Source organism: Allosphingosinicella sp. (genome assembly GCF_036402135.1).
GTDB lineage: Bacteria > Pseudomonadota > Alphaproteobacteria > Sphingomonadales > Sphingomonadaceae > Allosphingosinicella.
The window spans coordinates 19056-31464 of the sequence record NZ_DASWTN010000045.1 but is presented as its reverse complement, the minus strand read 5'-3'; the positions used below and the strand labels follow the sequence as shown (position 1 = coordinate 31464).

Annotated in this window: 11 protein-coding genes; 5 read left to right on the top strand and 6 right to left on the bottom strand. The window is 64.2% G+C overall.

Going from position 1 to position 12409, the window contains the following annotated elements; translation table 11 throughout:
• The first annotated feature begins 38 nt into the window (after positions 1–38).
• The 3 genes from VGD10_RS12705 to VGD10_RS12695 all read left to right on the top strand — a co-directional run bounded on the left by VGD10_RS12705 (position 39) and on the right by VGD10_RS12695 (position 2587).
• Positions 39–761 (top strand): protein-L-isoaspartate(D-aspartate) O-methyltransferase, encoded by a 723-nt coding sequence (locus VGD10_RS12705; RefSeq protein WP_331041189.1) that lies wholly within the window; start codon positions 39–41, stop codon positions 759–761.
• 115 nt (positions 762–876) lie between these two features.
• Positions 877–1932: a hypothetical protein gene (locus VGD10_RS12700; protein ID WP_331041188.1), complete on the top strand. Its 1056-nt coding sequence runs from the start codon at positions 877–879 to the stop codon at positions 1930–1932.
• 79 nt (positions 1933–2011) lie between these two features.
• On the top strand, positions 2012–2587 hold the full coding sequence (locus VGD10_RS12695; protein ID WP_331041187.1) for a fasciclin domain-containing protein: 576 nt from the start codon (positions 2012–2014) through the stop codon (positions 2585–2587).
• 16 nt (positions 2588–2603) lie between these two features.
• Here the strand turns inward: VGD10_RS12695 and VGD10_RS12690 are convergent, their stop codons facing one another.
• Entirely contained in the window at positions 2604–3326 is a 723-nt protein-coding gene (locus tag VGD10_RS12690) for a PilZ domain-containing protein (RefSeq protein ID WP_331041186.1), read from the bottom strand.
• 154 nt (positions 3327–3480) lie between these two features.
• On the opposite strand from VGD10_RS12690, the gene parE reads away from it, so the two are divergent.
• Positions 3481–5457: a DNA topoisomerase IV subunit B gene (gene parE, locus VGD10_RS12685; protein WP_331041185.1), complete on the top strand. Its 1977-nt coding sequence runs from the start codon at positions 3481–3483 to the stop codon at positions 5455–5457.
• A 61-nt stretch (positions 5458–5518) separates the two neighbouring features.
• Positions 5519–6514 (top strand): tetratricopeptide repeat protein, encoded by a 996-nt coding sequence (locus tag VGD10_RS12680; protein WP_331041184.1) that lies wholly within the window; start codon positions 5519–5521, stop codon positions 6512–6514.
• Between the two features lie 80 nt (positions 6515–6594).
• On the opposite strand, the gene VGD10_RS12675 is transcribed toward VGD10_RS12680, so the two are convergent.
• From VGD10_RS12675 to uvrC, 5 genes are all read right to left on the bottom strand, one after another.
• The gene (locus tag VGD10_RS12675; protein WP_331041183.1) at positions 6595–7770 is read right to left on the bottom strand and encodes a winged helix-turn-helix domain-containing protein; all 1176 of its coding nucleotides are present in this window, start codon (positions 7768–7770) and stop codon (positions 6595–6597) included.
• 7 nt (positions 7771–7777) lie between these two features.
• Positions 7778–8176: a Co2+/Mg2+ efflux protein ApaG gene (gene apaG / locus VGD10_RS12670; protein ID WP_331041182.1), complete on the bottom strand. Its 399-nt coding sequence runs from the start codon at positions 8174–8176 to the stop codon at positions 7778–7780.
• Positions 8177–8208: 32 nt separating this feature from the next.
• Positions 8209–8940: a DNA repair protein RecO gene (gene recO / locus VGD10_RS12665; RefSeq protein WP_331041181.1), complete on the bottom strand. Its 732-nt coding sequence runs from the start codon at positions 8938–8940 to the stop codon at positions 8209–8211.
• Between the two features lie 51 nt (positions 8941–8991).
• Positions 8992–10341, bottom strand: coding sequence for a hypothetical protein (locus VGD10_RS12660; protein WP_331041180.1), 1350 nt, complete (start codon positions 10339–10341; stop codon positions 8992–8994).
• Positions 10342–10466: 125 nt separating this feature from the next.
• Complete coding sequence (gene uvrC, locus VGD10_RS12655) at positions 10467–12386, bottom strand: excinuclease ABC subunit UvrC (protein WP_331041179.1); 1920 nt, start codon at positions 12384–12386, stop codon at positions 10467–10469.
• Between the last annotated feature and the right edge of the window lie 23 nt (positions 12387–12409).

Sequence of the window (12409 nt, the reverse complement as noted above, 5' to 3'; positions counted from 1 at the left end):
AAGTGGCGGCGTCTCCTCCATGGGGCGCCGCCATTTTCATGTTCCGCCAGCTTCTTCTTTTCAGCGCTTTACTCGCCCTTACCGCCTTTGCACCGGTTCCCGACCGCGCGGCGGAGCGAGACCTGATGATCCTCACTATCGAGAATATGGCGGCGACGGCGGGTGCGGAGCGCCACAGGACGATCGATTCATCGGTTCTATCGGCGATGCGGAAGGTGCCGCGTCACCTGCTGGTGCCCGAGGAGGTGCGGGCCCGCGCCTACCAGAACACGCCGCTTCCCATCGGCTACGACGCCACTATTTCGCAGCCCTATATCGTCGCGCTTATGACGGATCTGCTCGAAGTACGGCCGGAGCATAGGGTGCTCGAGGTCGGCACCGGCTCCGGCTATCAGGCGGCGGTGCTCGGCCATCTGGCACACCACGTCTATACGATCGAGATCGTCGAGCCGCTTGCGGCGCGTGCGAAGGCGCAACTTGCCGCCCTCGGCTATGCCAATGTCCACGTGCGCGCAGGCGACGGCTATGCCGGCTGGCCGGCAGAGGCGCCGTTCGACCGGATCATCGTCACGGCGGGCGCCGATCACGTGCCCCAGCCGCTCCTCGATCAGCTCGCGCCCGGCGGCCGCATGGTCATTCCGCTCGCTCAGACGGACAACGAAATGCAGCTGACGCTAATCACTAAAAGCAAGAACGGCGGCATCTCCCGCGAAAAGGTGCTTCCGGTCCGCTTCGTGCCGCTCGTCCGCTCTGGAAGCTGAACCGCAGCTAACAGCCTCGTTGTAATGGGCAGCGGCTGCGGCCAGGAGCCCACTAGGCCCGGAACCCCCTCCTCACGCCGTCTGTTCTTTTCCTCAAGGAAACAGGAGGTTTCAGATGAAGAAGTTCCTTTTGGCAGCGAGCGCCGCGGCGATGGCTGTGAGCATGCCTGCCCTAGCGAAGCCAGGTAACGGCAATGGCAATGGCAATGGCGGCGGTGGCGGCGGCAACAAGGGCGGCGGTCATGCGGCGCATGTCGCGAAGCCGCAGAAGGCCGAACGCCAGTCCTTCAAGGCCCCGAAAGCCGAGCGCCAGTCGTTCAAGGCGGCCAAGGCTGAGCGTGTACAGTTCGGCGGCGGCCGTGTCGAAAAGGCGCAGAAGCGACAGCAGGTGCGCTTTGCGGATCGTCCGGCCAAGGCCGAGCGCAAGTCCATCGCTCGCCGCATCAAGGCGGAGAACAAGCGCATCGAGCGCGTTCGCGAGAACCGCTTCGAGGATCGCCGCGTCAATCGTTGGGATGACGACGACCGGATCCGCACCGCCACTTTCCGTAACTTCAACGCCAATGGCGATTGCCCTCCGGGTCTCGCCAAGAAGAATAACGGCTGTCTGCCCCCGGGCCAGGTCGGCAAGACCTACAATGTGGGCGAGCGGCTGAGCTCGGAATGGTACCAGAACTACAACGTGCCGCTGGCCTATCGCAGCTTCTATGCCGATACGCCGGACTATTATTATCGCTACGACGATAACGGCTATATCTACCGCGTCAGCCGCGACACCAACCTCGTGAACGGCCTCGTGCCCTTGCTTGGCGGCGGCTTCGGCATCGGTCAGGTACTTCCGGCCGGCTACGACATCTACAACGTGCCGCTCCAGTATCGCGACACCTATTACGACACGGACGACTATTATTACCGCTATGGCGACAACGCCATTTACCAGGTCGATCCGCAGTCGATGATGATCGAAAATGTGGTGGCGCTGCTGACGGGCGATACGCTCGGTATCGGCCAGACGCTTCCGGCCGGCTACGACATGTACAATGTGCCGTGGGAATATCGGGATCAGTATTACGATACCGACGAGTATAATTACCGCTATGCGGACGGTAACATCTACCAGGTCGATCCGCAGACGCAGATCATTCAGGCGATCATTTCCGCCCTCGTCTGATCCTGTGTTTTCATGACGCAACCGCAACGGCACTCATGCGTAGTGCCGTTGTGTTTTCTCCCTTCAGAGGATCAGCGTCATGAGCAGAATGCGTCATTCCGTAATCGCATTGGCAGCCTCCGCCCTTCTGGTCGGGGGCTGTCAGCGTGAAGGTGACAGCGGCAACCAGGCCGCGGCCCCAGCAGGCAACCAGACGGCGGCCAAGGGCAAGGCCGGGCAGCAGTCGATCGGCCAGACGCTCGGTCAGTCCGGCGATCATTCGAGCCTAGTCGGCGCGGTGAAGGCGGCGGGGCTCGAGGCGACGCTGTCGGGCTCGCAGCCCTACACGCTATTCGCCCCCACCAATGCCGCCTTCCAGAAGGTGCCGAACGGTCAGGCGCTGCTGCAGCCGGACCAGAAAGCGCAGCTCACCAGCATCCTCACCTATCATATCGTTCCGGGCGTCGTGACGGCGGAGGATCTCGGCCGCGCCATTCAGGCGAAGGGCAAGGCGGAGATCGCAACCATGGGCGGCGTCAACCTCACCGCCACGCGCGAAGGCGATGCGATCGTCGTCACCGATGCCAAGGGCGGCAAGGCGCGCGTGACGCAGGCGGACCAGCTTCAGTCCAACGGCGTCATCCATTCGGTCGATACGGTGCTGATGCCGAGCTGATCGCTCGGCCGAAACGTCAGAAGCGGGCGGCCTTGGTCCAGGCGCCGGCCTTCAGGGTCGCCACTTCGACGCGCTTGCCCATCCATTCGGCAAGCTCTTCGAACGACAGCGGCCGCTTGAAGACGATGCCGGCATAGCCCGCTTTGTACCAGCGGATCGCACCCTTAATCGGGCGGAGGCTTTCCAGCGTCACGACCACGTCCTTGTTGACGCAGTTCCAGTCGCTGATCGACACCTTGATGCCGCCCAAGGAGATGTCCTGCACCTCGGTGCGGTAGAGCACGCCCTCAACCAGCAACTCGGCGCTGCACGTGATGTCGAGGCGCGGCGGACGCACCGTCTTGCCTTTGCCACGTGCGGGACGGTTGGCGAGCAGCTCGCGAAGATCGACATCCTTGTCGAACTTGATCCCGCAGCTCGTCTCGCGCGTCCAGACGACTTCGCCCGGGAGATGCTGGTTGGAATTGAATTCCACCCGCACCCGCGTTCCGATCGGATGGCTGGTGCTGGTTTCGGCGGAAAGCCCGCCCGCCGAGATGTTTCTAACCCGGCAAATGTCCTGCCCGTGATCCATCACCAGCCTGGCGATCGGAAGGACGGCGCGGAGCCGTTCTTCGACCCGGCGGTCGGTCGGACGCGGAACTTCAGTGCTGAGCGAGAAAGTGGTCGTCTCGAAGGCGATATCGTCGGTCCGGCCCTTAAGGCCGCCGAGACTCCTGCGAATGAGATCTCCCAACATTCCCGTTACTTACCCTTCCCGCCAGAGCAGAACCCGGCAAAGCTACGCCCCATCGGTTAAGTTTCCCTTTCCGAACGCCTCCAGAACATTGCTGTGGATTAACGAAGGCCGCTTGCTTGGCAGAAAGAGACGCGGAGCCTTATAGCTCTCTGCCATGACCGATCTGTTTGCGTCCGGACCTCAAGGCAATAGCGACTATGACGCCTCGTCGATCGAGGTGCTGGAGGGGCTGGAACCGGTTAGGCGCAGGCCGGGCATGTATATCGGCGGCACCGACGAGCGAGCGCTCCACCATCTCGCCGCCGAAGTGCTCGACAACTCGATGGACGAAGCGGTGGCGGGCCATGCCAGCCGCATCGAGGTGACGCTGGAGGCCGGAAACCGCCTCACCATCGCCGACAATGGCCGCGGCATCCCGATCGACGAGCATCCCAAATATCCGGGCAAGTCCGCGCTGGAGGTGATCCTCACCACGCTCCATTCGGGCGGCAAATTCTCGGACAAGGCCTATGCGACCTCGGGCGGCCTGCACGGCGTCGGCGTCAGCGTCGTCAATGCGCTTTCCACCGACACGGTGGTGGAGGTCGCCCGCAACAAGGAATTGTACCGCCAGACCTTCGCCTGCGGCCTTCCCACTTCGAACCTTGAAAAGCTCGGCGGCACGCCCAACCGCCGCGGCACGACGATCAGCTTCACGCCCGACCTCACGATCTTCGGCGAGGATGCGAAGTTCAAGCCGGCGCGGCTTTACCGCCTCGCCCGCTCGAAAGCCTACCTCTTCGCCGGCGTCGAGATACGCTGGAAGTGCGATCCGGCGCTCATCACCGACGAAACCCCCGCCGAAGCCGTGTTCCAGTTCCCCGGCGGCCTTTCGGATCACCTGAAGGAACAGGTCGGAAGCCGCGCCTGCGCCACCAGCGACTTCTTCAAGGGCCGGCAGGACTTCCCGGACAGCCAGGGCTCCGTCGAATGGGCGGTCGCCTGGCCGCTGTGGAGCGAGGGCGGCTCATCCTATTATTGCAACACCATCCCGACGCCCGACGGCGGCACGCACGAGCAGGGCATCCGCGCCGCCCTCACCAAAGGCATCCGCGCCTTCGGCGAACTGGTCGGCCAGAAGAAGGCCAAGGACATCCAGGCCGACGACGTGGTCAACGGCGCGGAGATCATGCTGTCGGTCTTCATCCGCGATCCTCAGTTCCAGAGCCAGACCAAGGACCGGCTGACCAGCCCCGACGCCGCCCGCCTCGTCGAAGCGGCGATCCGCGACCATTTCGACCATTTCCTTGCGGATCATATGGACCGCGGCCGTGCTTTGCTCGGCTTCGTACTGGAGCGGATGGACGAGCGCCTGAAGCGCAAGGCCGAACGCGAAGTGAAGCGGAAGACCGCGACCAGCGGCCGCAAGCTCCGCCTCCCCGGCAAGCTCACCGACTGCGCCAACGACGATCCCGCCGGCACCGAACTCTTCATCGTCGAAGGCGACAGCGCCGGCGGCTCGGCCAAGCAGGCCCGCGACCGGAAGACGCAGGCGATCCTCCCCATCCGCGGCAAGATATTGAACGTCGCCTCCGCCACCGCCGACAAGATCCGCGCCAATACGGAAATCGCCGACCTCATTCAGGCGTTGGGCTGCGGCACGCGCGACCGCTGCAATATCGACGAGCTTCGCTACGAGCGGATCGTCATCATGACGGACGCGGACGTGGACGGCGCCCATATCGCCACCCTGCTGATGACCTTCTTCTTCCAGGAAATGCCGGAAATGGTGCGGAAGGGTTGCCTGTACTTGGCCCAGCCGCCGCTCTACCGCCTCTCGGCCGGCAACATGAACGCCTATGCCCGCGACGACGCCCACCGCGCCGAACTCGAAGCCACCATGTTCAAGGGCAAGAAGGTCGAGGTCAGCCGCTTCAAAGGCCTCGGCGAAATGAACCCGAACCAGCTTCGCGAAACCACGATGGACCCGAAGACCCGCTCCCTCATCCGCATCACGCTTCCCGCGGAATATGAGGAACGGCAAGGGATCAAGGACCTCGTCGACCGCCTGATGGGCAAGAACCCCGAACACCGCTTCACCTTCATCCAAAGCCACGCGGCCGAAGTGGACGAAGAAGCAATCGACGCCTGAGAGCTGCAGGACTGCTTTCGAGCCATTGCAGACAATTGCGGCTTAGGACAGCATCGTCAGTATGTTCGATGAAGTGCCCGTCCGCGTCTGGCTCCTGATTGTTATTGCTGTCGCCGCCTTCGCGCCCGCGCAATACGTCTACCGGCACGTCGCTCACTCGCCATCTCGACGCGACATCACTCAGCCAACGGAAGATCTGAGCTGGCGGACGACCGAACGCTTTTCCTTAAGCCTGTTAATGCTCGTGGCGCTCCTCGGCCTTGCCATATTCATCTTCACACCCACTGCGGAGCATGTCGCAGCTTCGCCGCGCTTCTGGCCCGTCTTGATGCTGGTATTCGGCGTCTTTGCAGCGTTCACTGTTGTACAGGGATTCGCAACTAGGCGAATAGAGCCGCTCGTGAGGGGTTTTTCCGGCACCTATGAACGCTCCATCCACCCGAAGCGCTACTGGGCGTCCATGGCGTGGAACGCAGCCATGGGCTGCTTGGTCATCTGGCTAGCGTACCAAGCCAACGAGGACGCATCGACACAGGCCATTGCCGACAAGTGTGTGTCCGCGATCGATGTTCATCTTCTTGAACAGCAGCTGGCGGCTTGTACGAAGTTTATAGAAGCCCGGCCAGACGACCCCGCGGGGTATATGGATCGCGGCCTGCTCTATCTCGACATCGGCGCGCTCGATCAAGCTGCCGCCGATTTCACGAGGGCCCATGGCCTTGACCCGGAAGATCCTGGGCCGCTCGCATATCGGGGAGCCGCGTCCGCTTGGAAGAATGACAGAGTCAGCGCCGAGAAAGACTTCCTCGCCGTCCGCTCGATGGATCCGTCAAATCCGGTCATGCTCCGGGGCGAAGCTATACTAAAGAAAGAAGCGGGGGACCTCGAAGGGGCAGTGGACCGCCTTACGGCCTCCTTGGCTCGTGAGCCGGACAATTTGTGGGCTCTTCGCACCCGCGCTGAACTGTACTGGGAGTTGGGCGAGCACGAGAAGTCAGCCGCGGATGACCGGCGCTGGCTGCAGCTCAAGAAGCAGGTTGAGGGCTCAGGTGAATAAGGCCTGGAAAAAACGCGCGACTCAGGTCGTGCAGCAATGTCCACCTTCCACCCATTGCGGACGCAGAAAGCCCTCGCCTACTACTTTGTCCACAAATTCGCCGGAGCCGCGACGTCCATCAGCCCGAGCCAATCCGCCATCGATCGAAGCTCCGCGAGCAGGCGCTCCGCCGTCTCCGGCGCAGCCTCGGGCTCCAAGTGTGCGCTCTGGACGCGAAGCACCCCCGCTTGCCGGTCCGCCTTCAAGTCGACACGCGCCGCGATGCGGTCGCCGAGGAGGAAGGGCAGCACATAATAGCCGTGCACGCGCTTTTTGGCGGGCGTGTAGATCTCGATCCGGTAGCGGACGCCGAACAGCCGCTCGGTGCGGCTCCGCTCCCAGATTAGCGGATCGAAGGGCGCGAGCAGCGCCTGTCCCATCGCCTTGCGCGGCCGGCGGGCGCCCGCGTGGAGATAAGCGGGCTGGCTCCAGCCCTTAACCGCCACGGGGAGCAGCACGCCTTCCTCCACCAGCTCATCGATGCGCGGCTTCGCATCCTGCGGCTTCAGCCGGAAATAGTCGCGGAGATCGCCCATCGTCGCCACGCCCAGCGCCTCCGCCGCCTTGGCAAGCAGCGCCCGGTGCGCGTCCGCCTCGCTCGGCGTCGGTTGGTTGAAGATGGCACCCGGGATCACCCGCTCCGTCAGATCGTACACCCGCTCGAAGCTGCCCCGCCGCGTTGCGGTGGTTACGCGCCCGATCCAGAACAGCCATTCGAGCGCCCGTTTCGTCTCGCCCCATTCCCACCAGCCGCTCCGGCTCTTGCCCGTCTCGAAATCGGACGCGGCAAGTGGCCCCTCCGCCTCGATCCGCTGAAGCACGCCCGCGATCACATCCTGGTGCGAATTGGCGAAGGCGCGGATGTTCCGCCACACGCCCTCGCCCCGCTCCGCGCGCGCCATGCGCCAGCGGAACAGCGGCTGGTCCTCGATCGGCAGCAGCGACGCCTCATGCGCCCAATATTCGAACAGCCGCCGCTTCCGTCCCCACGCCGCCTCGTCCAGCAAGGCCCGCGGATAGGCGCCGAGCCGCGAGAAATGCGGCAGGTAATGCGCCCGCACCAGCACATTGACGCTGTCGATCTGGTGGAGGTGCAGCCGCCGCGTAACGCGCCCCATATGCCCCTGGTTGACCGTGCCCTCAGCCTTAGGCCGGTCGAGCCCCTGCGCCGCAAGCGCGATGCGGCGGGCAGCGGCAAGCGTCAGCGTCTCGGGCAAGGCAGCCTTATGTCGTGACCGCAGGCGCCACGAGCGGGAAGCGCGGGATGTCCACGGCAAAGGCGGAGCCGTCCGAGCTCACCATGTGGTAGAGCCCCTCCATCGCGCCCGTCGACGTGGTGAGCGGGCAGCCCGAGACATAATCGAAGCTTGCGCCCGGCTCGATCACCGGCTGCTCGCCGACGACGCCCTCGCCCACGACCTCATGGCGTCCGCCGCGCCCGTCGCTGATGATCCATTCGCGGCTGATCAACTGCACCGTCTCCCGGCCGCCATTTTCGATCCGGACGTGATAGGCCCAGAACCAGCGGCCCTTGGCGGGCTCCGACTGTTCGGGAAGGAAGCTGACCGACACCCGGACGGTGACGTCGCGCGTCGTGGCGCTGTGCGGAAAGAGGCTCTTCACGGCGCCGACTTTCTACAGTTGGAAAGGCGGCGTCAACGGACCACCCGCCTGAGCCGCTCCACCAGCCGCTCGCGCGCGGCGAGCACGTCCGCCTGCCGCTCGATCAATATGTCGCGGGCCAGGAAGTGGCCGGTGATGCGGAGCCCGTCGCATATCTCGTCCCATTCCGCCGCGCCGCCGCCCAGCAGGAACAGCGGCAGCGGGAACAGCCGGTCGATATATTCGCCCGCCGCCTCCGCGCTCACCGCGCGCCCGCTCTTCGGGCTGACATAAGCAAGATTGGCCCGACTGCCGGTTGCGGCGCATTCGGAAAGATCGAGGCCGAAGCCCAGCTCGGCAAGGATCAGCAGCTCGTAGCGGACGAGCGCGGCCGCCCATCCCTTGGCGCTCGGCGCCGCCTCCACCGCCGAAAGCACTCCGTCCAGCACCTCGTAAAGCCGCGGATAAGCCTGTCCCTCCGGCAGCGCCGCCGCAGTCAGCGCACACACCCACTCGATCGCGGCGGCAGGCAAGGCCTCGCTCAGCAAGGGCGCCCGGCTATGCACCAGTTCGACGGAAAGCTGCGCCAACTGCTCCTCGGTCCGCGCCCGATATTCCGCCTGCACCACATTGCCGGGCACCAGCACCGGCCGAACCCGCCGCGACCGCCCGCCCCGAACATAGCCCGCCTGCATCCCGTCCAGAGGCGTCAACGCCCGCACCACCGCCCCATGCTCCCCATGCGGGCGAACGGCGCAGATCAGGGCTTGGGTAATGAGGTGCATGAATGCCGCTTAGCATCTCCGGCGGCACGCAGCCAAAGCGGACTACCGTTATTAGTGGCCGCTTACGCTGTATAAGGTGACCGAATTCACGTTCTGGACCCACACGGTTTTTCCGGCTTCAGCAAATCCCATCGCATAATTGCCGCTTGGAGCTGGGATGGTTTGAAGAATCGCACCGCTTTTAAGCGATACGACAGCGATCGAACGCCGCTTGCTATAAAGGACTGAAAACGTCTCGTTCTCTGCAATATCCGTTGGAACAAGTCCGACGAGAGCGAACCGGTTGTCAGGACTGATCGCAGAGCTTGGTGTTTCGTCCTGCGGATCGAACTTCCAGCGGAAGGACCAAATCACATCGCCGGTCACGGCATCATGCATCGCCGCAAGCGTCATTTCCGTGCGCTGCCGAGGCCGGCACGGAGGATGCCTCGGCGGACCGCAGCTCGCTATCACGATAACCTCCGAGTCTCCCGGCGTTTGCGGCTTGGTGAGCAAGACCATGCGGCCGTCGCCCGAGAGCGTATAGGCGCGCGCCTCGGGAAGCTTCGGCCCTTCCTGTATCGGATCACCTTGGTTCCAACTGACCCAACCCTCCGTAAAGTGCAGCAACGCACGCACGCGTCCGTCCGGCAGCTGGGTGGCGAGCACGTGCCGGGTGAGCCGTTGTGCGCCGGGATGCCTCTTGGGCTTTAACAATGGCTCAAGGTTAGCGAGCGGCAAGGCATCGAGCACGCGCCCCGCCGCAGCATCCACGATGGCGAAGGTGGGAGTCGGATTGGGTCGCTCCGGCCGGTAATAGCCCCCGCGGGTGCCGAACTGGGCAAGCGCGCGCCCATTGCCGCCGACCCAAAGCAGCCCATCTAGGGACCCCGCCGGATGTTCCAGCTGCGGCAGGTCTGTCACATGTCCGCTCACAGAAGCGCGGACCGGTTGGAGGGGCGAAAGGGCCCATCCCCCGGTCGGACGCATCCGTTCCTGGCGTGCCGTCCACAAGAACTTTGAATCCGAACTCCACGCTACGACTGGATCGGAGCCCAACGTCCATTCGTCGAATGCCACGCCGGTATCGTAGGAAACGGAGGCTTCCTTCTCCGACATCTTCATGATGCGTAACACGCCGCGGGGGTCGCCGAAGGTCGCGCGATGCCTGGCATCGGGAGACACTGCGGGAGCGCGGTTGTTGTAAGTTCCGATATCACCCGAATGGCAATAGACGGCTCGGAGCGTGAGTGGGCCGGGGCCATGCGGCTGCGGATCGAGCGCGAGTTCCGACGGTGACGTGCAAAACGCTCCGCGAATGAACTTGGTATTTTTTGCGTCGGGAATCTCACGGCCCGCGAGCGTATCCGGCCGCAGCATCGCGAGGGTGGCGAGGAAGGCCATGGTCAACAGGGATCTCATGCCGCCCTCCTTGTAAGCCCCTGACCAGCGTGCGTTCCTTGCGAAAGGATGAAGGTCCGATTGGCACCCGTTGCCGACTTTTGGCTATGGCTAACGGGTCCGTTTCCCATCGGTAGAAATGCGCATCAACCCCTCGGGTGAAAATAGTCGTAGATGCTGCGTGCCATGGTGCGGGAGATGCCGGGCGCTTTCTCCAAATCCTCCAGCGCCGCGCCCTTAACGGCCCGTGCCGTACCGAAATGCATCAGCAGCGCGCGCTTGCGGCTTGGACCGATGCCAGGCACGTCGTCGAGCGGGCTCGTCACCATGGACTTGGCGCGCTTCTGCCGGTGGGCGCCAATCGCGAAGCGGTGCGCTTCGTCGCGGAGCCGCTGCAGGTAGAAGAGCACCGGCGAATTGGTCGGCAGGCTGAATTCGCGGCCGCCCGGAATGTGGAACACCTCGCGCCCCGCATTTCGGTCCGGCCCCTTGGAGATCGCCACCACCGGCACGTCGTGGACGCCGGCATCTTCAAGTGTCTCGCACACGGCCGAAAGCTGCCCCTTGCCGCCGTCGATCAGCAGCAGGTCCGGCCATTCGCCCTTGGTGCGGTCCGGATCCTCTTTCTCGAGCCGGGCGAATCGGCGCGAAAGCACCTCGCGCATCATCGCGAAATCGTCGCCGGGCGCAGTCTCCGGCCGCTTGATGTTGAACTTGCGGTACGCGTTCTTGCGGAAGCCCTCTGGCCCCGCGACGATCATTGCGCCGACCGCATTCGTGCCCATCACATGACTGTTGTCATAGACCTCGATCCGCTGCGGCGGTGCTTCCAGCTCGAACAGCTCGGCAACGCCGCGCAGGTTCTGGTTCTGCGTCGACGTCTCGGCGAGCCGCCGGTCGAGCTCCTCCTCGGCATTGCGCTTCGCCTGCCGCACCATCCGCACATGGTCGCCGCGCTGCGGGACGCGGAGCGTCACCCTCCGCTCCGCCCGCTCGGATAGCGCCTCCGAAAGCAATTCCGCCTCCGCCAGCGGCCGGTCGAGCAGCACCTGCTTCGGCGGCGGCACTTCCTCGTAGAATTGGACGAGGAAGCTCGCCAGCACCTCGTCTTCCGGCACGTCGTTGGTATGCGCGGGGAAGAAGCTACGCGCGCCCCAATTCTGGCCGCCGCGGATGAAGAAGGCCTGGATGCACATCGTCCCGCCCTTGCAGGCGAGCGCGAAGATGTCGGCATCGCCGAGCCCCTCCGCATTCACCGTCTGCGTGCCCTGGATGTAGGTCAGCGCGCGGAGGCGGTCGCGGTAGATGGCGGCAAGCTCGAAATCCATGGCTTCGGCCGCCCCGGTCATCAGCTTGCCGAGCTTCTCCTGCACCTTGTTCGACTTGCCGCCGAGAAAGTCCTTCGCGTCCTGGATCAGCTCGCCATAGCCGTCCTTGTCGATCCGCTCGACGCAAGGCGCCGAGCAGCGCCGGATTTGATAGAGCAGGCACGGCCGCGAGCGGTTGGCGAAGAAGCTGTCCGTGCAGCTCCTGAGCAGGAACAATTTCTGAAGCGCCGTGAGCGTCGTCCGCACCGATCCGGTGCTCGCGAACGGTCCATAATATTGCCCCTTCGCGCGCCTTGCCCCCCGGTGGAGCTGCACGCGCGGAAACGGATGATCCTCGCGCAGCAGGATGAAGGGGAAGCTTTTGTCGTCGCGGAGGAGGACGTTGTAGGGCGGCCGGTAGCGCTTGATGAGCTGCGCCTCGAGCAGCAGCGCCTCCGCCTCCGTATTGGTCGTGACGATCTGCATCGACCGCGTCTGCGCGACCATCCGCTGCAGTCGCTTCGTCAGCCGCGACACCTGCGTGTAGTTGGAAACGCGGTTCTTCAGCGCCCGCGCCTTGCCGACGTAGAGCACGTCGCCCTTGGCATCGAGCATCCGGTAGACCCCCGGCCGCACCGGCAGCGTCCTCACGACGGCGCGGATCGCCGCCACGCCCGCATCGATGTCGGGCTGGTCCGATCCGCGTACGGTATAAGCGGATTTCTCCTCGCTGAAGCGGTCGGAAGGCGGCTTGGTCACGGGGAGGGATTTAGGCGGCCCGC